Annotated in this window: 23 protein-coding genes and 1 pseudogene; 8 read left to right on the top strand and 16 right to left on the bottom strand. The window is 35.1% G+C overall.

Annotation, left to right across the window (positions count from 1 at the left end; all coding sequences use genetic code 11):
• Nucleotides 1–403 precede the first annotated feature (403 nt).
• Nucleotides 404–934 (top strand): Riean_0653 family protein, encoded by a 531-nt coding sequence (locus tag NBX25_RS08860; RefSeq protein WP_002978121.1) that lies wholly within the window; start codon nucleotides 404–406, stop codon nucleotides 932–934.
• 21 nt (nucleotides 935–955) lie between these two features.
• Complete coding sequence (locus NBX25_RS08855; RefSeq protein WP_002978123.1) at nucleotides 956–4,135, top strand: T9SS type A sorting domain-containing protein; 3,180 nt, start codon at nucleotides 956–958, stop codon at nucleotides 4,133–4,135.
• 155 nt (nucleotides 4,136–4,290) lie between these two features.
• Here NBX25_RS08855 and NBX25_RS08850 read toward each other — a convergent pair whose 3' ends face one another.
• Nucleotides 4,291–4,902, bottom strand: a complete 612-nt coding sequence (locus NBX25_RS08850) for an alpha-ketoglutarate-dependent dioxygenase AlkB family protein (RefSeq protein WP_002978125.1) — start codon at nucleotides 4,900–4,902, stop codon at nucleotides 4,291–4,293.
• Between the two features lie 95 nt (nucleotides 4,903–4,997).
• On the bottom strand, nucleotides 4,998–5,780 hold the full coding sequence (locus tag NBX25_RS08845; protein ID WP_002978126.1) for an XRE family transcriptional regulator: 783 nt from the start codon (nucleotides 5,778–5,780) through the stop codon (nucleotides 4,998–5,000).
• Nucleotides 5,781–5,841: 61 nt separating this feature from the next.
• Here NBX25_RS08845 and dinB point away from each other — a divergent pair, with 61 nt between their 5' ends.
• Nucleotides 5,842–6,984 carry a DNA polymerase IV gene (gene dinB / locus NBX25_RS08840; RefSeq protein WP_002978128.1) on the top strand — a complete coding sequence of 381 codons (1,143 nt, stop codon included), beginning with the start codon at nucleotides 5,842–5,844 and terminating at the stop codon, nucleotides 6,982–6,984.
• Between the two features lie 9 nt (nucleotides 6,985–6,993).
• Nucleotides 6,994–10,068 carry a DNA polymerase III subunit alpha gene (locus NBX25_RS08835; protein ID WP_002978130.1) on the top strand — a complete coding sequence of 1,025 codons (3,075 nt, stop codon included), beginning with the start codon at nucleotides 6,994–6,996 and terminating at the stop codon, nucleotides 10,066–10,068.
• A 62-nt stretch (nucleotides 10,069–10,130) separates the two neighbouring features.
• On the opposite strand, the gene NBX25_RS08830 is transcribed toward NBX25_RS08835, so the two are convergent.
• The 5 genes from NBX25_RS08830 to NBX25_RS08810 form a co-directional block, all read right to left on the bottom strand.
• On the bottom strand, nucleotides 10,131–10,343 hold the full coding sequence (locus NBX25_RS08830; RefSeq protein WP_002978133.1) for a hypothetical protein: 213 nt from the start codon (nucleotides 10,341–10,343) through the stop codon (nucleotides 10,131–10,133).
• Nucleotides 10,344–10,352: 9 nt separating this feature from the next.
• The gene (locus tag NBX25_RS08825; protein ID WP_002978135.1) at nucleotides 10,353–11,174 is read right to left on the bottom strand and encodes a hypothetical protein; all 822 of its coding nucleotides are present in this window, start codon (nucleotides 11,172–11,174) and stop codon (nucleotides 10,353–10,355) included.
• Between the two features lie 136 nt (nucleotides 11,175–11,310).
• Nucleotides 11,311–11,622 (bottom strand): Hsp20/alpha crystallin family protein, encoded by a 312-nt coding sequence (locus NBX25_RS08820; protein WP_002978137.1) that lies wholly within the window; start codon nucleotides 11,620–11,622, stop codon nucleotides 11,311–11,313.
• A 516-nt stretch (nucleotides 11,623–12,138) separates the two neighbouring features.
• Nucleotides 12,139–12,561 (bottom strand): hypothetical protein, encoded by a 423-nt coding sequence (locus NBX25_RS08815; RefSeq protein WP_002978140.1) that lies wholly within the window; start codon nucleotides 12,559–12,561, stop codon nucleotides 12,139–12,141.
• A gap of 64 nt (nucleotides 12,562–12,625) precedes the next feature.
• Nucleotides 12,626–12,985, bottom strand: coding sequence for a DUF6876 family protein (locus tag NBX25_RS08810; RefSeq protein ID WP_002978142.1), 360 nt, complete (start codon nucleotides 12,983–12,985; stop codon nucleotides 12,626–12,628).
• Nucleotides 12,986–13,367: 382 nt separating this feature from the next.
• Between NBX25_RS08810 and NBX25_RS08805 the strand changes: the two genes are divergently transcribed.
• Nucleotides 13,368–13,982 (top strand): hypothetical protein, encoded by a 615-nt coding sequence (locus tag NBX25_RS08805; RefSeq protein WP_002978148.1) that lies wholly within the window; start codon nucleotides 13,368–13,370, stop codon nucleotides 13,980–13,982.
• A gap of 150 nt (nucleotides 13,983–14,132) precedes the next feature.
• Here NBX25_RS08805 and NBX25_RS08800 read toward each other — a convergent pair.
• From NBX25_RS08800 to NBX25_RS08760, 9 genes and pseudogenes are all read right to left on the bottom strand, one after another.
• Nucleotides 14,133–14,717: pseudogene (locus NBX25_RS08800) on the bottom strand (PRTRC system ThiF family protein); the annotation flags it as partial.
• Nucleotides 14,718–14,780: 63 nt separating this feature from the next.
• Complete coding sequence (locus NBX25_RS08795; RefSeq protein WP_002978152.1) at nucleotides 14,781–15,641, bottom strand: DUF8464 domain-containing protein; 861 nt, start codon at nucleotides 15,639–15,641, stop codon at nucleotides 14,781–14,783.
• Between the two features lie 440 nt (nucleotides 15,642–16,081).
• Nucleotides 16,082–17,206 (bottom strand): hypothetical protein, encoded by a 1,125-nt coding sequence (locus NBX25_RS08790; protein WP_002978156.1) that lies wholly within the window; start codon nucleotides 17,204–17,206, stop codon nucleotides 16,082–16,084.
• Nucleotides 17,207–17,228: 22 nt separating this feature from the next.
• Complete coding sequence (locus NBX25_RS08785) at nucleotides 17,229–17,930, bottom strand: helix-turn-helix domain-containing protein (RefSeq protein WP_002978158.1); 702 nt, start codon at nucleotides 17,928–17,930, stop codon at nucleotides 17,229–17,231.
• Nucleotides 17,920–18,171 carry a DUF3853 family protein gene (locus NBX25_RS08780; RefSeq protein WP_002978160.1) on the bottom strand — a complete coding sequence of 84 codons (252 nt, stop codon included), beginning with the start codon at nucleotides 18,169–18,171 and terminating at the stop codon, nucleotides 17,920–17,922. The genes NBX25_RS08785 and NBX25_RS08780 overlap by 11 nt, the downstream gene beginning before the upstream one ends.
• Complete coding sequence (locus NBX25_RS08775; RefSeq protein ID WP_002978162.1) at nucleotides 18,168–18,731, bottom strand: hypothetical protein; 564 nt, start codon at nucleotides 18,729–18,731, stop codon at nucleotides 18,168–18,170. Before NBX25_RS08775 ends, NBX25_RS08780 begins: the two co-directional genes overlap by 4 nt.
• Nucleotides 18,732–18,755: 24 nt before the next feature.
• A complete protein-coding gene (locus NBX25_RS08770; RefSeq protein WP_002978163.1) occupies nucleotides 18,756–19,022 on the bottom strand; it encodes a helix-turn-helix domain-containing protein in 267 nt (88 codons plus the stop codon).
• A 222-nt stretch (nucleotides 19,023–19,244) separates the two neighbouring features.
• Complete coding sequence (locus tag NBX25_RS08765; RefSeq protein ID WP_041461437.1) at nucleotides 19,245–20,093, bottom strand: RteC domain-containing protein; 849 nt, start codon at nucleotides 20,091–20,093, stop codon at nucleotides 19,245–19,247.
• Between the two features lie 531 nt (nucleotides 20,094–20,624).
• Entirely contained in the window at nucleotides 20,625–22,298 is a 1,674-nt protein-coding gene (locus tag NBX25_RS08760; protein WP_088583898.1) for a helix-turn-helix domain-containing protein, read from the bottom strand.
• 610 nt (nucleotides 22,299–22,908) lie between these two features.
• On the opposite strand from NBX25_RS08760, the gene NBX25_RS08755 reads away from it, so the two are divergent.
• From NBX25_RS08755 to NBX25_RS08745, 3 genes are all read left to right on the top strand, one after another.
• Nucleotides 22,909–23,118, top strand: coding sequence for a hypothetical protein (locus tag NBX25_RS08755; protein ID WP_250253407.1), 210 nt, complete (start codon nucleotides 22,909–22,911; stop codon nucleotides 23,116–23,118).
• Between the two features lie 77 nt (nucleotides 23,119–23,195).
• Nucleotides 23,196–24,728 (top strand): DoxX family protein, encoded by a 1,533-nt coding sequence (locus tag NBX25_RS08750; RefSeq protein ID WP_002978338.1) that lies wholly within the window; start codon nucleotides 23,196–23,198, stop codon nucleotides 24,726–24,728.
• A gap of 7 nt (nucleotides 24,729–24,735) precedes the next feature.
• Nucleotides 24,736–25,014, top strand: a complete 279-nt coding sequence (locus NBX25_RS08745; RefSeq protein ID WP_002978340.1) for a DUF6520 family protein — start codon at nucleotides 24,736–24,738, stop codon at nucleotides 25,012–25,014.
• The last annotated feature ends 3 nt before the right edge of the window (nucleotides 25,015–25,017 follow it).

Genomic DNA, 25,017 nt, shown 5'->3' with positions numbered 1-25,017 from the left:
TTCAGAAATTGCGTGTAGTTATTTTACTCATCTTGGTCGAAAGCTTGCATTCAATTGACGTAATGTTGGAAATTCTGTGTAGCTTTTTTACACAGCTAAATAGAAAATTTACATCCATCTTACCAAAGGTTGGAAATGGTGTATAGTTATTGATTACCATTAATATTAAGGTGAGTTTCATAAATCATATAAACTTTTTATATCTGTCAATGCAATTTAAGTTGGAGTTGGTGTCAATTACGAAGTATAAGAATTTGTACTGTATTTGACTTTAGAAAATGCGAAACTCTCCAATATAAGAATTGGTTGAATCCCATTGCTATGACTGTATCAAAGAAATTTGTAAGTAAAGAAAAAAAATGGTTAATTTACAAACTCTTAATAACCACGAAATTACATTCTTATGAAAAATCTACTTTTTGTAGCTCTATTATCAATAGGACTTTTTTCTTCTTGCAAAGATGATGAGCAGGATCAAAATGTATTGCCAGAAGCAACGCAATCCGGTAAAAACACTGCAGGGGCATTAATAAATGGCAAAGTTTGGGTAGCTACCACAAAAAAGATTAACCAACCCGGCACCTATTGTGAAAAGTTGAATAATAACTATTATTTAATAAAATTAGATTTAAGAAAAGATCCTGAGAGATACACTGAATCTATTGACCTAATTGTATCAATCCCCAACTTAGAGATTAACCAAACATATGAAGTTGTTAATCAAACACCTGACGATGGTTACAACTATGCAAGCTATACAAGTAATGATAAGGTTAGTTACTCATCAAACTCAAACAACACCGGTAGAATAAAAATAACGAGACTCGATCTTCAAAACCAAATTGTTTCTGGAACATTTGAATTCAAAGCCGAAGATAGCAATGGGAATATTGTTACTATAACAGAAGGACGCTTTGATAAAAAGTTCGATTAAAAACTAAATAAACACTAACCTATGAAAACAAAATTAAGTATTTTGGCAGCATTCCTATTGCTGTCAAAGCTTCTACTTGGACAAGTCCAAGTTAGTCCACAACTTGTAGCGCAGCCGAGTGATCCCGTCAATCCGGTCCTGGAATCTACACTTTTATTGCCCTTTTCAGATTTGGACAAGACAAAAATACAAACAGGTCTACTACTGGATGCAGGAATAGAGTTTGCGGATCTTAAGAAATATAATGGAACTCCTACGGATAGTTCATTTACCACATCTAAAATCATAAATGACATTTACGGGTCATTAGTAATGAGTAAAATATCGTCGAATGGCAGTGCTCTTAAATCTCCCGCTGATTTTCAAAGTGAGTGGTTTCAGGACCAGACAATTGATCTACTGCCGATAGGTGGAACCTATTTCAAATATAACCAATTTTCAGAAAGCAATCAACTAGCTTTTCAGAATATGGCTCCGAATCTGCCTACTGATAGATTGAATAATATTTCTACAGGATCTCTAACGTTAACACCTCAAAATAAAATTTTAGATGTTTACGTAAATAATGTCTGGCAAGATCCTTATGAGATCAACAAAGTTTTTGCAATGGCACCAATTGCGAACAGTCACAACAAACTACATTTCAATGTTGTTTTTCCACCTACTCTGTTTCTAAGTAATTACACTAGTGAAATCTCAATTCTCGAAGTGAAATTTTCCGATGCCACCAACTTTCAGACAGTGACATTGGGTCAGATGATACCTGTTAGTTATCCCTCTGCCGGTGAATATACCTGGACATATAAACTTACATTAACGAATGGACAAATACTATACTCAAAAAACAAATTTTCAGTTACTGGAGATTTGGAAAAATATGTCGATATAAATGACAATGGGCAAGCTTTTTCTGCTGCAGCTAACTTGTCCACCAACAATTACTGGAAAGTACAACTGGAAAATTATCAGTATTTTATTCCTTTCCCCCCGACGGTTGTAAATAAACCAAAACTTACACTATATATTAAACTTCGTAATGGGCAAACTCAAATCACAAAGCCTTTTATTGTAGCAGAAGGCTTTGATACAGGTCATATAACAGCACCTAGACAAGAAGGCGGAGATAATAATATTGATGATTTTTTAAATAGAGGAGGTATGCAAAATACTGCATTAAAATCCTATTTAGAAGGGAATTACGATATCATCTATGTAGATTGGGGTATTGGTACTGACTATATACAAAATAATGCTGAACTATTAAAAAAAGCAATCAGATGGGTAAATCAGAATAAAATAGGAAGCGAGAAGAATGTAGTTTTAGGGCAAAGTATGGGAGGTCTTATTGCTCGATATGCGCTAAAGGATATGGAGGATAACGGGGAAAACCACGATACAAAATTATTCATTTCTCACGATTCTCCCCATTTGGGCGCAAATACACCTTTAGGGTTGCAATATATGCTTAGACATATTTCAAAAACTTTTCTTCGTTCGCCCATTGTTGCTGGTCTTAATTATGTTTTTTCGCCTATATTCACTGGTGGTGCTCCTGTAAGCGACATTCTTACGATTGCCGATACTCCTGCTTCCAGGCAAATGTTAATCAATTATATTAATAGTAACTATAGCATTGATAATTCTGTCCACAACACCTGGCAAGCAACTTTAAAGTCAAAAGGTTATCCTCAGCAAACTAGGAATGTAGCTATTTCAAATGGAAGCGAATGTGGTACCGATCAAAACCTCCAGGATTTGGTTACAATGCATCACAATAGTAAAGGCTGGTTTGTAGATTTTATCGGGGCATTGATTGGTGGCGTAACATTAGATCCTGCTCAGGTAATACTTTCTGTTGTTCCGGGAAAATCCCGCTATTACTATGATTTTGTTGCTCGACCAATGTCTAGCATTAATGAGTCAAAGCAATTATATTATGGAAAGATAGTATATAAAAAAGATATTTTATGGGTAATCCCAGCTCAACATACCCTACTTTCTGGAAGCAGAAATCAGCCCTCTAATGTGCTGCCTATTGATAAATATGGTGGTGGGAAATACAGATTTCCAACATCTTCATTACCTGAATTTCTCGGCAATCATATTACTGCAACTGATTTTTCTTTTGTTCCAACACCCAGCGCTTTGGATTACAATTTTGGAAATACAACGCTTACAGAAAATGAATATCAGAAAACTTTTTCACCAGTTGACGATGCCAGTAATATCCCTTTTGCAAACTTTGTAGCGGAGGAGATAGGAAGTTACTATGGAGAAAATACAAGCCATACCTATTTTAGCCCAAGGAATAGACAGTTTATTCTCAATCAATTCTCAGAAGCCACCAAAGATCAAAAGTTAACTACCGCTTTTTTGTGTGGTAGCAAAGTAAAAATAGGCGGAGACGCACTATTGTGTGGAAATAATAACACAACTTATACAACAGGTTTTGCACCAACAATCCAATGGTCGGTAATAAATGGCGCTAACCTCGTTGATATAATTGGTCCTAGTAACCAGCCTCAAATCTCACTTACTCCTAAAGCAAATGCGAATGGTTTACTGAAGTTACAAGCATATCTTGCTGGGGGTGGAGCAAGCAATACGGTTACTAAGGAGGTTTGGATAGGAAAACCTATGTTTAGCGTGTCCCAGATTAACGATCCCACTTACTACAACGAATCTCATTTCTATTTAAGTAATAGTAATGCAACACCTGTCGGTAGCGAGCAGGGCATTACTCAGGTAACCTGGACAAAATTGTCATCAAGTCCCCAATATGGTGTATTTCTCCATACCTATAATAATCAACTTGAAGGATTTGCACGAGGAAGTAATAATAATTGGTCTATGGAGGTAAAAGTAGAAGCAACAAATGGTTGTGGAACATCTACTCAAACAGTAACTATAACACCACCGCCGGCTGCACCTTGTGAAACATTTTCTATTGCAAAAAATGGAGAGACTTCTGATAGCTATGTTGTATTGAAATATATTGAACCACCTTGTGTTTCGGGAAAAACTGTAATTTCGAAACAAGAAGAACAATATCAAATAACTGTTGCCAACAGTATGGGAGCCGTTGTAATTTCCAAAGCGGGAAACTCTTTCGATCTACAAGGTTTTCCGACAGGAATGTATGTAGTAAATATTTCAAAAGACAACGAAACCTTAGTAAATCAAACGATAATTAAAAATTAGTTTTAATTAACAATAGAAAAACAGGAAGATTCAGTCTTCCTGTTTTTTAATATCAATATCTCGAATTTGTTTAATTACTGGTAGTTAGGATAACTTATTTCTGAACCAAGATTTAGTTTTTCCAAAAAAATTGTACTAAAGTATGCAATTGACTGTTATAAAACCTTAATTAACCTAAATGTCAAATTGATTCTCTCTTTCATAGGAATAGTTGACTTAGCAATTCTATGCTCCCAATGCTCCTGCAAATCTCCTTTCATAATGAGCAGTGAACCGTTTGGAAGCGGCAAGCTGTACTTGCTTTGATGATGATCCTTTTTTCTGAAATCAAAGTTTCTGGTTTGTCCGAGACTAATGGATGCAATGACAGGGCGTTTCCCATAACGGTTCTCCTTATCCCTGTGCCAGGCTACTGAATCATTATTATCGCGATATAGGTTGAGCAAAACACCATTGAACTGATAACCGAATTCTTTTTCAATTCTTTCTTTTAGAGCATATAATTCAGGAGTCCATTCATTCCTTACAGTTGTATTATTATCAGCCGAATCGTAAGACTTTGTATCACCATACCACGCAGTGAGACGAGGCGTTATTACCGTTTTGTCGTACATTTTTTGTGTGCGTTGCTCCCAACGTGTAGAATGGAGCAGTTTATCTTTCAAAAGGTCTGCTTCTTCCTTGCTCAGAAAAAATTCTCTGAATTCCAAAAGGTCTTTTGGAAACTCGTATAGATCTTCGGAATCGAATAAGCTGAGCTGAGTCATGATCTGTAATTCAATTTATTTATATATTTGTCGCCCTCTCTTAATAGAGAGTTTTTTCATCATTTGTGTTTTTACTTCCCTTCGGGGAAGTTTTTTTATTCTTGGCTTAATCTCAATAAGCTATTTTCCAGTTTGCTAATACTCTTTTTAGCTTCGTCCACTAAATTTTTCAAATTCGCTTTATCAGGCAGGGTGTGCGGTTTATAATCCTGCGGCAAAATTCCTCTCACGTAGCGCCATACCTGAGCAATCTCGTCCAAAGCAATATTATATGGTTCATAAAATGAATTGTCCGCTAAAACGGTAATGTACTTTTTATTTCTTTTCAAAAAAGTCTTATAGGTAATCCCTTCCTGCGTCACAAAAATATATTCCTTGTTGGCTTTTAAATCTTCTAGTTTTTCAACATACTCACCAATGAGAATAGACTGGTCGGCAAATGGAGGCATTGAATCACCATCAGCTAAAAATCCTCTGTATTTCCCATTCTTAAGGAAGGGAAAATATATTTTTTGTAGGTTTTCAATGTATTCAGGGTCACTAAAGCCTTTCAGATATCCCATAGAAGCCTTCTGCGGAACAATCTCAATAAAATTATTACCTTCCGTATCTACAACTATTGGAAGCAACACCTTATTCGCCGGAAGGTTGATCATATCTTCCAAAGGATATTTCCTGATATCAACTGTAAGTAAAAGGTCAATACTGATGTTAAAATATTTCGAAATCCTGATCAAAACTTCGTAGGGAGCCTCTGAACGACCATCTTCGTATTTCGAATAACGCACCCTACTCAAAAAAATTTCTTTTGCCAGCTCTTGCTGTGATAATTTTTTTTGAGCTCTTAAATACCTGATGTTTTCTGAAAAAATTGACATTGATACAATTTGTATCTACAAATATATAAAAAATGATACAATTAGTATCTAATTTTGTCAAATGAGACGAGCAATTGCACATATGGATTTGGATACTTTTTTTGTTTCCTGTGAGCGGCTGAGACACTCTGTGTTAGAGAAACAGCCTGTTATCATAGGAGGTGGAGATCGTGGAGTAGTGGCATCATGTTCCTATGAAGCCAGAAAATTCGGGGTACGTTCGGCAATGCCGATTAGAATGGCTCTGCGATTATGTCCCGAAGCACAGGTCATTAAAGGCGATATGGAATACTACTCCAATATGTCGCATATGGTAACAGAGATCATTCAGGAAAAAGTGCCAGTTTTAGAGAAAGCGAGTGTGGATGAATTTTATCTGGATCTCTCCGGAATGGATAAGTTTTTCGGATGTTATCAATGGACAACTGAAATTGCCGATGCCGTGACCAAGCAATCAGGATTACCCATCAGTTTTGCATTGTCTACCAATAAAACCGTTTCAAAAATTGGAACTGGTGAATCTAAACCCGCCGGAAGATTTGAAGTGAAGCCTGAATATATTCAGCCTTTTTTAAATCCTTTATCGGTCAAAAAGATTCCGATGGTCGGCGATGTGACCTTTCAGCTGCTTTCAAGATTAGGCGTCAGAAAGATAGAGACACTTTCCCAAATGCCTGTTGATGTATTGCAGCAACTGATCGGAAAGAACGGAACGGAACTATGGAAGAAAGCCAACGGTATTGACAATACGCCTGTCATTCAATATTCTGAAAGAAAATCTATTTCTACGGAAACAACTTTTACCGAAGATACTATCGATGTTCAGAATATCAGAAGTATTCTCTCCGGAATGGTAGAGCAGCTCTGTTACCAGCTGAGACACGAGCAATGGCTGACCTCGACCGTTTCTGTTAGAATACGATATGCGAACTTTGATACAGAGACTAAACAATGTAAAGTACCTTATACTTCAGCAGATCATACTTTGCTCAAATATGTTTTAGAATTGTTCAGAAAAGTATATACCCGCAGGATGAGAATTCGTCTAGTCGGGGTAAAATTTACCGGACTTGTTCACGGAAGCCATCAGATGAATCTTTTCGAAGATACGGAAGAACTGATCTCATTATACCAGACAATGGATAAAATCAAAGACAGGTTTGGAGTAAAAAGCGTTGGACGTGCTTCGGGCCTTTTAAATTAAAAATAACTTATGTTTCTCAATTGCCATACTTATCATAGCTTACGTTATGGGACTATTTCTGTTGAAGATTTAGTGCAGTTGGCTGTTGATTATAAGTTAAAAGTTTTGGCATTGACTGACATCAATACGGTAACCGGGATCTATCAGTTTTATAGACTTTGCCAGGATAACGGTATTAAACCGGTTGTCGGGGTCGATGTACGGGTTGAAAATGTGCAGTATTATATCTGTCTAGCTAAAAATCCTAAAGGCATTGCTGAAGTCAACAGGCTTTTGACGGATTACAACTGTGATGGTATTAGTATTCCGAAAATGAATCCTCCGTTGGAACATTGTTTTGTCATCTACTCTTTACAAAATATACCTGAAAAACTATTGGAACACGAGTTTATTGGAGTCAGAGAAAATGAATTAAACCTTTTAATCAATTCCGAACTCAAATCTTTAATACATAAAATGGTCATTCTTCATCCGGTAACCTTTAAAACCGATGAAGAATATAAGCTTCATAAAGTATTGAGGGCGATTGATGGCAATACCCTTTTTACTAAACTGACTGAAAAAGATTATTGCAGAAAAGATGAATGTTTTATTGATAAGAAAAAGCTTTTGAGTCAATTCGGACACTACCCTGAAATTATTGAAAATACTAAACATATCGTTAATGAGTGCAGCTTTGATTTTGAATTTAATACACCTAAAAATAAAAAGTATTTTACTGACAGCAGGGAAAATGATTTTAAATTACTGTCTCAGTTAGCATATGAAGGTTTAAGTAAAAGATATCCTGATAATAGTCAATTGGCGAAAGCAAGGGTTGAAAAAGAACTAAAAGTTATTGATGAATTGAATTTTTGCGGTTACTTCCTCATCACCTGGGATATTATTCAATACAGCAACCGGATGGGATTTATGCATGTTGGCAGAGGTAGCGGCGCTAACAGCATTATTGCCTATTGTCTTGGAATTACAGACATATGTCCTTTAGAACTTGATCTTTATTTTGAACGTTTTCTTAACCTGAACCGTAAATCGCCTCCTGATTTTGATATCGACTGGAGCTGGAAAAATCGTGATGTCATTTTAGAATATATTTTTAAAAAGTACGGAAAAGATCACGTGGCATTTTGCGGAACTAATGTGGAATTTAAAAGAAAATCAAGATTCAGAGAGTTGGGAAAAGTATTCGGACTTCCTAAAGATGAACTGGATCAGCTTTCTAAAAAACCGAAAGAACAACACGACCAGAATTCAGTGGTTCAGCTCATTTATAAATATGAGCAACTTTTGGTAGGATTTCCTAATCAAAGAAGTATGCATTCCTGTGGGATTCTGATCTCTGAAGAACCGATCACCAATTATTCAGCTTTAGAATTCCCACCAAAAGAATTTCCGATCGTACAATTTGATATGCATACGGCAGAAGATATTGGATTGGAAAAGTTCGATATTCTATCTCAGAGAGGGCTGGGAACAATTAAAGATACGGTTAATTTGATTAAGGAAAAAAGAGGAATTCACATAGATATTGAGGATACAAGAATCTCGAAAGATGAAATAAAGTGTAATGAGTATTTGAGTGTTGGAAAAACCATTGGCTGTTTCTACATTGAATCACCAGCGATGAGAGGCTTGTTGCGACGATTGAAATGTGACAATTACAAAGTATTGGTAGCAGCATCTTCCATTATCCGCCCGGGAGTTGCCCAAAGCGGAATGATGCGTGAATACATTTTCCGGCATAATCATCCGGGGCAATTTGAATACTTTCACGATGTGTTTGAAAAAGAACTAGGGGAAACCTATGGAATTATGGTCTATCAGGAAGACGTCATAAAAGTTGCGATGCACTTTGGCGGAGTATCAGCAGCTAATGGCGATGTTCTCCGAAGGGCAATGAGTGGAAAGGGACGTTCTCTTTCCGCTTTACAGAAATTAAAAGATGATTTTTTTGAATCGTGTAAAAGAAAAGGTCACCCGGACCAGCTCTCTCAGGAAGTTTACCGACAAATTGAATCTTTCGCCGGATATTCGTTCTGTAAAGCCCATTCAGCTTCCTATGCGGTGGAAAGTTATCAAAGTTTATATCTGAAAGTTTATTATCCTATTGAGTTTATGGTTTCTGCAATTAACAATGGTGGAGGATTTTATCGCACTGAGGTCTATGTTCACGAAGCCAAGATGTCAGGCGCTACAATTCATAATCCGTGCATTAACCTTAGTGAGTTTCATACGACAGTCTATGGCTCGGATGTCTATTTAGGATTAATGCATATTGAGAAACTGGAAGCATCTATCAAGCAATTTATTCCTGAGGAAAGAAAAGAGAATGGAGATTACAAATCCTTAGAGGATTTTGTCAAAAGAGTTAATATCGGCATTGAAACGCTGCAGATATTAATTTTTGTCGGCGCTTTCAGATTCACAGGAAAGCAAAAACACGAGTTATTAATTGAGGCAAGATTCTTACTTTCAAAAAATCAATACAAAACTAAGATTATCTCATTATTTGATGAACCTCAAAAAAATTATGAGCTACCGGCAATCGATAGAAATCCATTTGAAGATGCTTTTGATGAAATTGAGATATTAGGATTTCCGGTTTCCTATTCTATTTTTGATTTACTAAAGACGAAACACAGAGGGGATGTATTGGTTAAGGATCTTTTAAAATATCACAAGAAGCAAGTTAGAATGCTGGCTTATTTGATTTCCAGGAAGCACGTACCCATTAAAATGAAAAACCATCCGGGCAAGAAAGACGATATGTATTTTGGAACCTGGATTGATGTGAACGGTGACTACTTTGATACCGCGCACTTTCCGGACAGCCTGAAAAAATTTCCTTTTAAAGAAGGGGGAATCTACCTTTTACTTGGAACCGCCGAAGTGGATTACCATTTTCCAACCGTAACCATTACAAGGATGGCCAAAATGCCCCTTATTGCCGATCCGAGGTATTCAATGGATGAGAACAAATCAAAAGAGATGGAAAGAAGTTTGCGGGAAGATGTCAGTATGACTTTCAGGCAGCCCTATCCGCAGGAACACGAAATTGGATTGCCTAGAATAAAGATGGGTTGAATACTTAATAAATAAGCTGCCTCAAAACTGAGGCAGCTTATCTGTAAATGTCAGGTCAGAAACTACTTTTTCAGGTGAAGCGATTTATCACTTTTTTCTGAAAAATAGATAATCGAACCAATGATCGGTAAGCCGAACTGCAACCAGATGTAATTGTTTCTTTGTCTTTTTGAAAGATTTTTGTTTTTAAGAATATCTCTGATTGTAACAACGTTTAATGCCGCAAATACTGCAAATGCAATAATTAAATAAGTTGGGTCTTCAAAAAGCATCATATATATATTTTAAGATATTGACGAAATGATTGCACACGATACGGTTACTGATGCGCCGCAAGATCCCCACCAAGGTAACCCCATCGCTTCATATGAATGACAGATTGCTGTAGATGTAGAATTTTGCTTGATGGCTCTTACAATACAGCTATAGCATTCACCAAAGGATATATTTCCATTGCCATTACTGTCACATAAATGTCTTGAAGTTAAATTAGCACTTTTAGCCGGATTTGCAAGGTATGCATATTTTTCCCTCAGCTCATCAGAAAGCCCATCTCCTTCAACATTAGTATAATACCCCTTATCAATATCCATTTTGGTATGCATAAAGTTTTCATAATTTAGATCGTAAAGTTTGATACTGCCGGTTTGTCTATCCATATCATAGGATGATAAATCAGCATAATTCAGCGCATATTTATCTTTGTTCGGGAGGAACGGCGTGTCTTTAAGATCGAGAATTTCTAACTTACCTTCCAATTTACCATTTCGCGAAAGCGAAACCACAAAGAAATCATACACTTTTCCATCAACTTCATATTGCTTATATAATATGGAGTTAAGATCCATCTGACCAAGACCATTAATATAGTCTTTATGGTTTTGATAGGTTTGTGAACTTAAAAAATTATCGAAAGCAGGGTCTTTGGAGTTAATGTAAGAGAAGCCGTCCGTTTCTTCAGATGTTCTGGCTAAAGTTTTAGAATTCTCGTTTGAGATTTTTGCTGTATCATCCCCGCTTATACTGTTGAAACTATCACTGTTACAAGAATAAATGATCGCAGCAAATAAAAATGCAAAAAAAGTGAATAAGCTTAATTTTTTCATAATCGTTGATTTTAGTTTAGTAATGACAATAATTAAAATTTTACTTAATGTTAAAAGATTAAATTTCTCAATTGAAAATCAAAAATTATATGAGTTGGCTTCATTATAAAAAACCAACTGTAAAAAACTGAAGTGATTATTGAACTTCTATAAGTTTAGGAGGTTGTTTTTTTGCTTCCTCTTTCTTTGGAATATTGAGTTTTAGAACACCGCTTTCGTATTTAGCTTCAATATGTTCATCATCTACTACGTCTTTGGGAAGCTCAAAACTTCGGCTAAAAGATTGATAGCTAAACTCTCTGCGAGTATAATTGCTGTTGTTCTCTTCTTTCTGATCCTTTTTTGAAGAAGAAATAGTAAGGAGATTACCATCCAGGCTAATTTGGAAATCTTGTTTTTCCATGCCCGGTGCGGCGACTTCCACCATAAAATTTTCTGGATTCTCCATAATGTTCACTGATGGGAGAGTCGTCCGTGTGGAAGAAAAATTATTATTGCCCCCAATTAAATAGTTCGCGACTGAAAAAGTCATCGAACAGTGTACGTGGATTTGCAGGGAGCAAACTGCCATTGTTTCTTTTTTCGATTGACATAACAAACGTTTTTTTGGTTAAACAATAAAATTTAAAGAACACAACAATCATTTTTCAAACGATATACCAGAATCTTATCAGTGAAAAAATGTCACAATCTGAAAAGAAAAAATGTCACAAATAATAAGTAAAGTTGTCAAATTATTTGGAAAAATATCTGACATTTAGAAGTGATTTGCAACCTTTTTTCAGAACAACACGGCACAGCACGGCATTGTCTCTGAAATAGGGTTGCTCCTTTTCCGCAAAAATACGTTTCCGACCGAAGGGAGTAATTGTATTTTTGCCGCTGACAGGAAAATACTTTGAAAATACGATTTTAAGGACAAAAGGAATTGGAAATTAACTTCCAATTCCTTAATAAGCTCAAGTTATACTTCAGTATTCAATAATTGACGTAGATTCTTAGACTTTCTGATATTGACATACTTTTTAAACTCAGGAGTTTTGAAAAATTCCTGCAAAACTTTAGTTGTTTTGATTTCTTCTTCGGCAATACAGGAGATTTTAACACAAAATGTTCCAATATCACCAAAGCAATTGCCTATACCAAATAACAGTAGATGGTAGGTTTCTTTGGAGATTGGGCGTTGATAATGCGATAGGTTTTGTTTACCTTCTTCATCTTTATTCATAAATCTCAGATCCTCATCAAACATTTCCTGCGTGAAGAAAATGCCGTATTCAATTCCATTATATGATTCGTATTTCAGGTTATATTTTTCTTTCAGGAGATTATTAACTTCTTTTGCCATTTCAGGTTTTTTCAAATAAATAATCGAATATGTTCCCATAATTAGTATTTTATTTTTAAGATTATAAAAACACGATTAGCCTGTACATCGTGAGGTTTGACGGTTAATGCTCACTTGGCAGAAGCAGCACATCACCTTCTTTCCAAATGGTAAATTCGCTAAAGAAGAAATCTGAAAACTCAATATCTTGACTAACTAAGACCTTATTGTTTCCGTTGGTTGCAGAAAGTTTAAATTTGGTATTTTCAATTCTTTCAATTTTCCAAACCTGGAATTCACGGTTTTTAAATTTTTCTTCAAACTGATAAGATGCGATGGCGTCAAGAAACCAATAGCATTTTTCTTCGTCTGCGACAGCTTTTACACCGTCGGTTAGCAGTAACCCAAAAGGATACCTGTAATAGTTTTCTGTGCCTATAAAATGGTTATAAAACTCATTCGCTGAAATGTCAGGTTTTTTCATAATGTGAAATTTTAAATTGTTAATAATTCATTTTCGACAACTGCTGGGTTTCAATTTTGATTTTTAATTTTTCGGGAATGTCAATGAACGCTATGCTTTTTATTTGACCAGCTTGTCGTTTTTCATTGCTTTTTGACGATAGAAATTTCGTTTCAGACAAAACCTGAATGGAAGCATTGGAATGAAGGCTATGAAATCTTTTTGTCAGTGAGGATTCAGGAGTGTCTGGAAAAATTATCTAGTGAAGTGCAGAGAATTTTTTTAGAAACCCAAAAAGATTTTTTTGAGCAGAAACGGGATTTGTACTTTTGCATACTGAAAACGAACCGACGGTCAGATAAACTGCATTCAATGTTTGTTTTCCCCTTTAAAAAAAAGCAAGATGATTTGTAAGAGATGTAAAAGTGAAGAAGTAGAAAAGTATTACGAAACTGAGTACCACGATATTTATAAATGCGGGAATTGTGGATGTGAAGAAATAAAACTATCTGATGATTGTTGTAGAAACCCCAATAAAATTGTCGTTAATGATGCTAAATTTTTCCCAAATTTTAGATTGTACGAACAATGTAAAAACTGTGGAGGAACTAAAAGAAATTTTCCGGTTAAATACACTCCGGACATTGACATTAGGGGAGAATTTGATTTGGAATGTTTTGAAGAACGGAAAGAAAGGATAGATTTTGAGAAAAAACTTATATATGAAAATGTATCGTATTCCAATTATTTGAGTTCTCCAAGGGGACAATATCATAAATATCTTGAATCCCCGGAATGGAAGGCGAAAAGAGAACTGGTTTTCAAAAGAGACGGATATATTTGCACTCAATGTAAATGTAAACCTGCATTTCACGCGCATCATTTAACTTATGAGAACATATTTAATGAAAAGTTGGAAGATTTAATTTCAGTTTGTGCAGACTGTCATTCGAAAATTCATTATAAAGAATTGATGCAAAAGATTGATGATTTACAAGACAGTAAATCATCATCCTAATAACTGCGCAATCTTTTTTCAAAACAACAGGAAAGAAAGCAAGGATTTGTTTTAGAAATGGGATTGCATCCGCTTTAAACTGCAAAAATGCGTTTCCGACCATAGGAAGGAATGGCATTTTTGCCGCCCGATGTTTTCATCGGGCGACTATTAGCATTTTATAGGTTGAGAATGGAAGTTTTTGAGATTGAGGAAAAATCCCCTGTTTTCAGTAAGCCCGTCACGAAATAGGCTAAACAAGAGAGAACAGCCCATTTGTGCCAATGTTGAATTGATATATAAGTCCTGTTTTTCCAAAGCTTCGGCTAAACTGCAACTCGGTGAATCATCTTCAGTTTCGGATTGCAAGAGTAATTCTCCGAACTCTTCTGTTATATAAGGAAGACTTGCAACCGTTTCGTATTTTTCTGAGTTGGGTTGTCGAATTTCCCCCACAGTTGAAAGCAAGACCTGCCCTGAATGTTTGTTATTCCCAAAATCAACCCAATATTTAGGTTGGTTTCGGCTTAACCATCTACCTACTGCCACCTCGTCGATAATATCCGCAATTTCAAAGCGCGATTTGACATTATCGACACAGGACAAATATATGGCTGACTGCATATTTTTACAGACTCTTCCTGATGAATCCCTTTCAAACTTCCTCACTTCGGCTTTCCAATTCGTTCCCATCCATCTGTTTGCCCGATTAATCAATACAACCGCCTTCGGCAGACCGACCTCGCATTCGGCGAAAAGCAGGTTTTTTTATTACAGTAATTGATCATTTAAAATGAAATAATGTAAATAAATATAATATTAAGGGACTTCTTTTTGTACACAAAACCATTGGTTTAAATCTTTATAATCTGCATACATTAAAGAGCTATCTTCCACATTTTTGTATTCCTTTTCAATGATTGATCTTACGGATTTTCCGTTAGCATCATTATCAAGAAACAGAATGATTTTATTGTAGTCTTTTAGCTTTTCTTTGGCTTTAAAAAGCATTGCCGTAGAATTTAAAATCAAACAATCACAATTAGGATGATCTTCATTACTAAGATTCCGAAAGGTTAGATAATCGAAAAAGCCTTCAAACACGGCGACTTCATTTTTTGAATTACTTCGGACTTTAATCCAGGAAACGTCTTTACTTCCCAAACAAATTTTAGAATAGGGATTACGGATTTCAAAATCACCTGAATCGTTTTGAAATCCTATTCCGAAATATGTTTTATCCTGGCGTTCGTAGTGAACCTCCTGAACCAGATGTTTTTGTTCAAGAACATTTCTTGATTTCAAATAGCGGATTAAGGCAGGGTGAATAATTTCTTTAATCTCTAGAATTTTATAATTGTCCTTTAACCGGATCTCGCCTTTTTTTTCCTTATGAATCGGATTCTGGTAAGAAAAATCAGAGCTGCAAAGATATTTCAAGGCTTCCGATACAGAGCATTTTTTAATTTGCTGTACAATGGAAATCACATCGTAACTTTTTCCGGTACCAAAGTCAAATGCCTTATTTTTGATGAAATCAACAGAAAGGCTGGGTGTTTTCTCTTCGCGGTCCAGTGCAAAGTAAAATGCAGACCTTTTATTTTCTTTTACTGGAAAGCGGCCGAACATTTCTAAAACCGTCCGAATGTCGATCTTTTGTTTGATTTCTTCGCAGTTCATTTTTTTTTCTTTTTAGAGCAAATATTTTTCTCAATTTCCTTTTAAGTAAAAAAAGACTTTTAATTACTTTTTAGTTTACTTTTAATAATTTCTTGTATTTAGCTGCTGTAAGCAATTGCGGTGGTTTTCCGGATGAGTAGAAATCCGATTTGAGAATGAGTGCAATTCCGAAAGAGAGATGAGCGCAATTCCGAAATCTGAGCTTTTTTCAAATGAGTACAAATCCGAATTGTATTTTTTCATTTTCATCTTTTTTGTACTATATCCACAAAATCTAATATTTATCCACAATTTTTTAATTTTTGTAAAATAGGGGATGAGTGCAATTCCGAAATCTCCGGAGAAAAGAACGCTGTTTTAATAATTCTTTAACTTCAGCGAGTACAAATCCGAAAGGGGATGAGTGCAATTCCGAAAATGGAATGAGTGCAATTCCGAATTCATAAAATGACAGGATAGCCATTCGGCAGAAGTTCTCCCATTTTTGTTTCACGATACAATTCAATGATAATTTCCTGAATCTTTCTTAGAAAGTCAGTTCCCTGGAACTGAGTAGAACTTATTCCGTTCAATCTGTTTTTTTTGATAAATGTCGCAAAAGCTTTTTCTATCAGCTCACGGGTTTGAGAAATTGTTCTGTACTGGTAAGAAAAACGCAGCATCTCTTCTTGCTTTAAGCCATACCTTTTTTTGAAATAATGAAGTCTTCTTGTGATTTTTTTATTTTGATCACGTACCGTACTGATCAGTTCTGATCCCTTTACAGAATTTGACGATATGTCAATGGTGCTTTTAATATAGAAAGGCTGGATGAAAATAGAATCGCCTTTATAATGATAGTTGAATGACAGATTATTATACCTGTTAAGGTTTTCTCTGGCAGGTTTCAAAAATTTAAAGCAAAAATCGTTAGCATTCTTATACTTTAATCCGAACTTTTTATTGAAGGTCGACAGTTTTAAAACTGTTCCATTCTCGTTAATTTTAGAAAGCCAAATTGCAAAGATTATATGCTTGTTATTCCTGATATTATATACCAAATTGTAAAGAATATAGTTATATTCTGGAATAATCATCAGCTTTTTTAACCAATAGCTGCTTATGAGAAAACTTGTATATCCGCGCTTGTCATAACTCGGATTAGAAATAAGTCCTCCGAATGTTTTAATCTCTTTCCCTTTTGAGTTTACAGATTTATACCAGCTCATTTTGAATCGGGCAAGAAACTCATAGGCGTCCACCACCTGTTTTGTTGAGCCACTGGGGGAAATTTTACTGTTCCTGATTTTCATTGCCGCAAAAATATTATGATCGGTTTCGAATTCTTCATCAAAAAGGGAAAGCTGTTTGGGCCTGTCTTCTGGTCGAAACTGCTCATTGCTGATAATCGAAATAATATTAAAGATCACCCGCAAGGCATTGATCGGTATGTCAGCAGCCTCTTGATCTTCAAAAATAAAATCGTCTACGAAATGATTTCCAAGGCGTATCCTGTCTGGATTTTTTTCGGGCTTTGCCTCAAATTTTTTACGTATAAGCTTCAGGTCTTTTTCCGGAATAGCCATAATAATCTTTCAGAATCGTTTTTTATGATGTTTTTGGACGTTTAATTTTAGAAATATACTCCATAGATAGAGGACTGGTATTAGTCACTTGTGTCTTCATATACGGTAAAGTACTTTTCAGAGAAGAACGCCAGTTGGTAATTGGCCTGCCAGCTGCATTTTTCCAATCGTTTTCTAACCACAAAAGGTATTTATTCCTGATCTCGGAATCCAGGGTAACATCGTAAGCTTCGAGTGTTCGCGCATATTGAATAAATTCCTCCCAGGAAGGATAACTTCCGGAATTGAAACATACCGACGGCTCTTCGACGTTTTGTACGGCAATGTCACCGATGTCGTTATCTGATAACCTAATCACTTTATGATCAACCATCGCCTCAATGGGTTTACGGTTGCTAGTGGTGTTTTGAATAGTCGCACTTTCTGACACAGGTATGGCATAATCCAGCAATAATCTGTAAGAACAGGGATGCCCTCTTTTATTTTCAAATTGTAGAAGCCCCAAAGCCCGCAGCTTGTCCTTAGTCGGCTTGACCGTTTTGCGGGTAAGGGACAATGCGTCGGCGATCGTCGAGTCCGTGATGCTAACCTCGTATCCTCCGTTATCGTTTGCCAATTTCAAAAGATACAGATACATTGCAACAGCCGTAGTATTAAGCCGTGCTTTTTGGTTAAAAGACCAAAACTTTTGTATAAGTTCCAGATAGTACACGTTACTTTCCACCGAAGAGTTCTATTGCTTTTTTCTTATCGATAATGATAATATTACCCCTTTGTATTATGGCTTCATCCAATATTCCGGAAGACTTTATTTCAGAAGCTTTTGAAATTGAACATCCAAGGATCTTTGCCAATCCCTTCAGTCCGTATTCATATGTAGTTTCAGAACAGAAATTTTTTATGATTTCCAGATATTCTTCAACAGTGAGCTTCCACAGCGGTGTTTGAGGATCTATGTTTTTCATTGATGGTGGGAATTTGAGTTAAGATAGTTTTTGGTTTTTTTCTTTTCATTGTTAGTGTTTTGAATCCAGTTTCTAGCCGCGGCCTGCCAACTGGTCATAGACTTATTATTTGACAATTTCCATTGCCGTAGTTGGTAGTATGAATAAAATTTATTTGCTTCTGATGAAGAAAAATCCCTTTCACGAAAATATAATTCAACCATAAATAATTCAGGTATGGCGAAATGAAATTCCTTTTCTGAAGATTTATTTATCTGCAGGGATGCCTCTTCTCTGTCCTCAATAATTTCAATAAGGCTTCCTTTATACGGATCATAGCTTGGCAAATAATTGATCAGTCTGACAGAATCTAATTGCTTTATACATCTGTGATAAGTTGCGAGTGATTTTATTCTGCTTAACTTCATAACTTCTTCGCGATGAATTCGAAAGGGATTTTTAAAGTTGTGAACAGACCATAACTGAATAAGTGAAACGTACATACTGATGTGAGAAGGAAGCATTTGTGCATCGGATACTACATTGTCAAACAACCGGAAGATGTTTTTAGCTTGTTTCATTTTGCTGCTAATTATTAATGAATATTAATGGCTGGTAACCTGTTCGAGTAGTTTTTGAATGTCTTTGTAGCTGTAAAACAGAGAGCCCCCGATCTTGCTATATGTTAAAGTACCATTAATCCGTAGAGTTTGTAAGGTACCGGACGATATATTCAGTAATTTTCTTACCTCAGAGCTGCGAAGCCATTGTTTTTGTATTGGAGTGCTATTTTCCAGCAGGTGTTTAATCTCTTCCAACAGTTCTTTTTCTAACTGCTTAAGATCTTCTTTGGTTACAATAGATATTTCCATAGTTCAAATTTTAATCACTTGACAAAATTTGCAAATCAGAAAAGAAATCTTTCGGTAGTTTTTCGTTACTACCGAAAGATTTCTTTGTAGCCAGTTGTAGGACAGGCTTTTGTTAAAATGGAAAATCAGAAATAGCTCTATAGGCTTAATAATTGATCTGCTTTAAGCTTTTGTTATGCTATTTTTTCACAGTATGAGAAAAATTTTAAAGATTTTTCACCATTAAATATCCAGATCATCAAGAAAATGTTTCAAATTCTTGTCTAGTAAAGATATAAATTTAGTTCTTTCCCCTTTTCGTAACCGAATTTCACTTAAAGTCTTATGGTAATTACCTAAGTTAATGTTTAATGAGCTCTCTGCCCACCTAAAGATTTCCGCGAGATCTGACTGACCACCGTTAAAACACTTCGTTTGATAAAGCGCATATAGCAATTCAATCAAGGCAACTTTAGGAGCTGTCCATTCTAGTTTCCTGACTTGACTTATGGGTAATCTGTCGTTTTTATCTTTTGTACTCACCTTGTCCATTAGATATTGATCTAAGAGGTCATTTGCAATAATTTGTGCAACGATATGGTCGTGTGATGTGCAGAACTCCTTATCGTAATTATATAATTCTGGACTGAGTTTTAATTTAAAGTCAAATTTGAAACGTACGAAATACTTTTTATCAAGAAACGTTGATTTTCTGCGATAATAGCTGATAAATTCTTTTTGCTCATTATAAAAATATAATAAAGCAGCTCGCTCACTTTCGTAATATGACCTTAATGCCTGCGGATCGGCATATGGTTTTGAGGCTTCTATTGATAGAACTTTAGAGTAATAAATGTAGATTGCTACAAACTGTGGTTTGGTATTTTTAAAGAAATAGATTTCGTCGCTCCAGTCTGAAAAAGAGTATTGTTGTAACAATGTTTTCAAACTTGTAATAGATTTATCCGTCTCCATAAGAATTTCCTCAGCTCGAAAGATAATATCTAAGTCACTTCTGTTAATCTGGTCTATTGACGTCATTAAACTGTTCCATAATTGATCAATTCTTTTTCTAAAAACTTGTCGATTCATATGCATATTTTTTATTAACACGTAAAATTCGGACTAATAGTGACGAATTGAACTTTTTAGATGGTCTTTTAAAGCCTATTAGCAACTTCCGTTATAGATGAAGGTATTAGTTAATTGAATATTTACTTAAGATGATCTTTGTTTTAAAAGATACTGATAATCAATATATTGTATTGGATGGTGTAATGGATGATTTATAAATTGTACCGGGTACAATTTATAAATCGTACCACCTGGCATTATTAAGAAAAGCATTGCTTCTCTAAATTCGTGATCCCGATTCTCGATATCGTGTTAGTCGAATTAAAAAACAATAACTAAAATTTGAAAGTTTCTTTAGCAACAGGTAAAAAATGTACTGTAAGTGGTGAATGGGAGGTTGATGGAACCATTAGTACCGTAATCTATATATCGAAAGGAGAAATAATGCCAGATTACTGCGGTAAGTACGTGCAATGGGTATTAATTAGAAGTGGATAAAAGCTCAGAGTTGGAGGCGAAAGCAGGTGTAGGAAATAAAAATGAAAGTATTTACACATCATCACCTAATTCCTTATTTCTTTTTCTTATGAATTCAATTGGTGATAGCCCGTTTCTGTTGTAGAAGGCCTTTGAAAATTTTGATTTGTTGGTGAATCCTGCTTCAGCACTTAACGCATTAGTAGAATATTTACGCCATAATTTATCTTCATACAATTTTTGCGTTATATAGCTTATTCTAAGCTGATTTAAATAGGTGTTAAAATTGCAACCTTTGTAGTCATTTATAATTTCAGATAGATAAGTTGTATTTGTTTTTAATTTTATTGAAAGTTTATTAAGTGTCATACTTTTTTCAAGAAAGAAATTATCTCGTTCAAGCGCTGTTAGCTTAGATAAAAGTTCATTGGCTTTTTCTTCATTTAGTTTTGAGTTTTTTAACTTAAAATCTACTTTTTCAGCTGGCTTTTGCTCAGCATCGGATTTCATTTTTGCCAACAGTTCGTTATATTTTTCTTGGATTCTTTTTTCATTTTGCCATCTGAAAAACAATATAAGGAAAAGAACGAGCAGGAAGAAAAATAATACAAATGCTATACTATATCCGTTGGTACTAGAAATTTCCAATCTTCTTTTTGCTTGCAGCAGATCTTTAGTATCGTATTCTTTATGGATTTTTTCAGACAGATATTTGAAGTCAGTCGAAAGAATGTGGTCTACTTTAAGTAACTGTTTAGTATAGTAGAGCTCCTTTTTATCATTATTTGTATTTTTAGAAAAATTGATCAATATCTCATAACTTTCTCTTACTTCAGGTAAGATGAACTCATGTTTTTTAAAGATGGAATCAACTTTTTTAAAATATTGTATAGCTTCATTGAGTTTGTTTTTATGCAGAAGACTTTTTCCTTTATAGAAATAGACAGCGGAAATGTTAGTGAAATCATTTTTCTTTTCTACACCTGCGAGGGCATTATTAAAGTTTGAAATTGCTCTATTGTAGTTTTTGTTTTTAAAGTCAATGATTCCCTGTAACTTATAAAAGTAACTTCTTTCAATGTAAAAATCTATGTCGCCAGCAGTCTTTTTTAAGCCCTCGTTAATTAATAAACGAGCTTCTTCCAAACGGTTCAGCTCTACAAGGCATGAAGCATTTTGTTGAAGGCTGTTTAAAAAACCTTTCTTATTGTTATAAGATAGATTGGGAAGATTAGCGATTGCTTTTTCTGCACCATAATGTGCCCGGCATTTTTCAAATACTTTTACTGCTTCTTCATAGTGGCCGAGGTAACTTTTAACAACGCCAATGTGATATAGATTTTTATAATAAAGATACTCGTCGTTAGTATGTTCTAAGTAGTTCCAAGCTTTTAGATATTCGTTCAGAGCAAATTTGAATTTTTTTAAATTAAAATAGTAAATAGTACCCTTAGTTAGATAGGAGCTTCCAATTAAATCCTTGCTTCTTGTTCTACTAGCAGCCCAGATCATACTGTCAGCATATTGTAATTTCTTGTCAGGCGAAAAGCTTGTAGCATCTTTGTAAGCCTGTGCTAATTCGGTATAGTTTTTCTCTTCCTTTGCTTTTTTTATGTATTGGTTTATAAAGGTAAATGCTCGCACGTCATTTTCTTCATAATTATCGTACTGAATCCTGTAATCAGAAAAATCCTGACCACATAATATTTTACAGGTAAAAGTTAATAAAAATAAAATTTTTTTCAAATTATCTACGATGTTTAGAATTCTAATATAAGAAATTAGATATGTAATTGAAATGTTTTAATAAATGCATTAGAATTCATTTACCAGTTTCATCCCAACTTTTTACTGAGTTCAAGGTTAATTAATAGTTTCTTATAATTTGAGTATAAATTTAAACAAGTGTTTGCTTAATTGCAAGAATATCGACTGTAAAAATGTATTTTTTACAATAAAAAAGATAATATCCGCTATCTGACTATTTGCGTCATCTAATATTGACATTTTCTCGTCCTGCATTTAATGCTAAATCGTTAAATCTTCTAATTTTTTCCTTTCAATTTTTGAGATTATTGCCCACGAGAGTTCTCGTTGTTCATGTTCTCTTTTTGAGAGAAATATAATTTACAAGTGAAAATTAAGTGCAGGCTAAAATAATGTTTAAAAGCGTTGTAAATTGTTGATTTTTAGTATTTTGTAAAATGATAAGGGGGGTACGATTTATAAATTGTACCCGGTACAATTTATAAATTGGGTCCATGCTCGCTTTCTCGATGATGCGTGCTTCTCTAAATTCGTTGGCAGAATTCTAAAAAAAAACCGGCCGGGATTATTCACTATTTAATCCTAGATCATGAAACAACTTTTAACAATTATTTTGACAGGAGCTACCTTATTAGCATTAAATTCTTGTCGGGAAAATGAAACATTAACAGAAAACAATGAAGCTGCATTTGAACAAAATTCTTTACTGAAGAAGGGTGACAGTTTGACGGCGCGCGAATTTAAGAAAAAAGACCCGCCAAAAGATCGCGACAATTGGAGAATGAGTCCACAACAATAGTCTTTTATAATAGGAAACTAAAACCACTTCAGGATTTTGTTACATCGTATAGAAACCATCCGCTAATTTGATATACTATGAAAAAGCTAATTAACTATTTTCCGGCAGTTGTTGCTTATTTTTTTATATTTTTATTTTGCTATGCAGGCGTCAGTAAAATGAGGGATTTTGAAAATTTCCAGGTTCAGATTGCCCAATCTCCCTTGCTTAGTGCTTATGCGGGTTTTATTTCGTACGCTACCATTATATCTGAAGTGGTTATCGTTTTGCTACTGGTGATACCGAAATTAAGGACGATTGGTCTTTATGCTTCTTTAGGTATAATGTCTTCATTTACTGTATATATTTACCTTATTCTTCATTATAGTGATTTTGTACCCTGTTCGTGTGGCGGTATATTGGAGAAAATGGGCTGGACAGAACATTTGATCTTCAATATTGTTTGTGTTATGGCTGCGATTCTGGCAATACTGATTATTGCAAAATATAGACAGAATGTTTTGGTTGGACCTAGTTTATCAATACTTTGTATTATTGCGATATTTTCTTCGATTGTAACCTATCTTTTTTATTCATCAGAACATATCATAAAAGAAAAAAACAACTTCATCCGAAGGTTCCCACAACATCCTATCATAGAGGAAAAATCTTATGACCTGAAATATAATTCGTATTATTTTGCTGGCGCAACAAATGGTAGAATTTATTTGGGTAATCCCACTTCGCCTTTTGTCCTTCTGGCTATTGACAGGGATTTAGCAAAAGTTGATACTATACGTTTAGTTCCAGATCAGCTTCACACTTTTCATGCAGTAAGATCTTTAGTGACTGATAAGTATCTGTATATGTACGATGGAATTGTTCCGGCGATTTATCGATCAGAACCAAATGATTTCAGTGGTAAAATTAATCAGATAAGTTTTCAAGATGTTTATTTTGATCAACTTGCCGCCATTGGACCTGATAGTTTTGTGTTAAGAACCCAAAGCAATACTACAGGAGGGCTTATCTTGGGAAGCCTTAATCTTAAATCGAAAGAGAAAGTGAAGCTCTATCCAAATATACTTGAAAAACAGGTGGATGGTATTTTTGATGTGGATGGTAAGCTACATTACGATGAATATGGTGGTAAGATCTGGTATGTTTACAGTTACCGAAATCAGGCATTAGGTACCAGCAGGAATCTTGAAAACATTGATAAGATCAAAACCATAGATACCGTAAGCATTTCTAAAATCAGAGTAGTGCAGTTAAAAGACGGAAGGAAAAAGATGTCAGCACCACCTGTCGTCCTAAACCCTAATTCTTTTGCTCATAGAGGGCTGCTGTTTATTCAATCAGGAACAATGGGGCGCTATGAATCCAGGGACCTATGGAATAAAAATGATATTGTAGATGTCTATGATACCGAATCTTCAAAATATTGGGGCAGCTTTTATGTACAACGCCGCGGAAGTAAAAAGATGTCTCAGCTGCTTGTTACTGACCAGTATCTTTTTGTATTGGCAGGAAAACAGATTACCAGCTATCGTATTGCGCAAACTTTAGCCCGTAATTTTAAACATGGGGAAAGCCGAAAACCCGATCAGAGTAGGCATAACAAACAATAATTGTATTATGAAAACACTTAGAAAATTCATCTTACCGGCAGTAGTTGTAATTTTTGGCGCAGGAAGCGCCTTTGCCACCAATGTGAACAAAAATGCTCACAAAGCTGTAAAAGACGGTTATGTATTCAGACCAGGTGAACTGGAGGAATGCCAGAATACCCACATTTCATGCAGTGATACTGGTAGTGTCATTTGTACGGCAAATGTGGGAATGGGTACAGAGAATTTACGTGATCTTAGCGGTACCAGCTGCCCAAACAATCTGTTTGAGATTCCACAAAATTAATTA

The sequence above is a fragment of the Chryseobacterium sp. Marseille-Q3244 genome, assembly GCF_940807095.1.
Taxonomy (GTDB): domain Bacteria; phylum Bacteroidota; class Bacteroidia; order Flavobacteriales; family Weeksellaceae; genus Chryseobacterium.
The sequence above is the reverse complement of the archived record's forward strand: the minus strand, read 5'-3'. Positions and strand labels throughout refer to the sequence as shown.

Coding starts and splice junctions, on each gene's coding strand:
- NBX25_RS08860 (WP_002978121.1), top strand. CDS start 404: ATGAAAAATCTACTTTTTGTAGCTCTATTATCAATAGGACTTTTTTCT.
- NBX25_RS08855 (WP_002978123.1), top strand. CDS start 956: ATGAAAACAAAATTAAGTATTTTGGCAGCATTCCTATTGCTGTCAAAG.
- NBX25_RS08850 (WP_002978125.1), bottom strand. CDS start 4,902: ATGACTCAGCTCAGCTTATTCGATTCCGAAGATCTATACGAGTTTCCA.
- NBX25_RS08845 (WP_002978126.1), bottom strand. CDS start 5,780: ATGTCAATTTTTTCAGAAAACATCAGGTATTTAAGAGCTCAAAAAAAA.
- dinB (WP_002978128.1), top strand. CDS start 5,842: ATGAGACGAGCAATTGCACATATGGATTTGGATACTTTTTTTGTTTCC.
- NBX25_RS08835 (WP_002978130.1), top strand. CDS start 6,994: ATGTTTCTCAATTGCCATACTTATCATAGCTTACGTTATGGGACTATT.
- NBX25_RS08830 (WP_002978133.1), bottom strand. CDS start 10,343: ATGATGCTTTTTGAAGACCCAACTTATTTAATTATTGCATTTGCAGTA.
- NBX25_RS08825 (WP_002978135.1), bottom strand. CDS start 11,174: ATGAAAAAATTAAGCTTATTCACTTTTTTTGCATTTTTATTTGCTGCG.
- NBX25_RS08820 (WP_002978137.1), bottom strand. CDS start 11,622: ATGGAGAATCCAGAAAATTTTATGGTGGAAGTCGCCGCACCGGGCATG.
- NBX25_RS08815 (WP_002978140.1), bottom strand. CDS start 12,561: ATGGGAACATATTCGATTATTTATTTGAAAAAACCTGAAATGGCAAAA.
- NBX25_RS08810 (WP_002978142.1), bottom strand. CDS start 12,985: ATGAAAAAACCTGACATTTCAGCGAATGAGTTTTATAACCATTTTATA.
- NBX25_RS08805 (WP_002978148.1), top strand. CDS start 13,368: ATGATTTGTAAGAGATGTAAAAGTGAAGAAGTAGAAAAGTATTACGAA.
- NBX25_RS08795 (WP_002978152.1), bottom strand. CDS start 15,641: ATGAACTGCGAAGAAATCAAACAAAAGATCGACATTCGGACGGTTTTA.
- NBX25_RS08790 (WP_002978156.1), bottom strand. CDS start 17,206: ATGGCTATTCCGGAAAAAGACCTGAAGCTTATACGTAAAAAATTTGAG.
- NBX25_RS08780 (WP_002978160.1), bottom strand. CDS start 18,171: ATGAAAAACATAGATCCTCAAACACCGCTGTGGAAGCTCACTGTTGAA.
- NBX25_RS08775 (WP_002978162.1), bottom strand. CDS start 18,731: ATGAAACAAGCTAAAAACATCTTCCGGTTGTTTGACAATGTAGTATCC.
- NBX25_RS08770 (WP_002978163.1), bottom strand. CDS start 19,022: ATGGAAATATCTATTGTAACCAAAGAAGATCTTAAGCAGTTAGAAAAA.
- NBX25_RS08765 (WP_041461437.1), bottom strand. CDS start 20,093: ATGAATCGACAAGTTTTTAGAAAAAGAATTGATCAATTATGGAACAGT.
- NBX25_RS08755 (WP_250253407.1), top strand. CDS start 22,909: ATGAAACAACTTTTAACAATTATTTTGACAGGAGCTACCTTATTAGCA.
- NBX25_RS08750 (WP_002978338.1), top strand. CDS start 23,196: ATGAAAAAGCTAATTAACTATTTTCCGGCAGTTGTTGCTTATTTTTTT.
- NBX25_RS08745 (WP_002978340.1), top strand. CDS start 24,736: ATGAAAACACTTAGAAAATTCATCTTACCGGCAGTAGTTGTAATTTTT.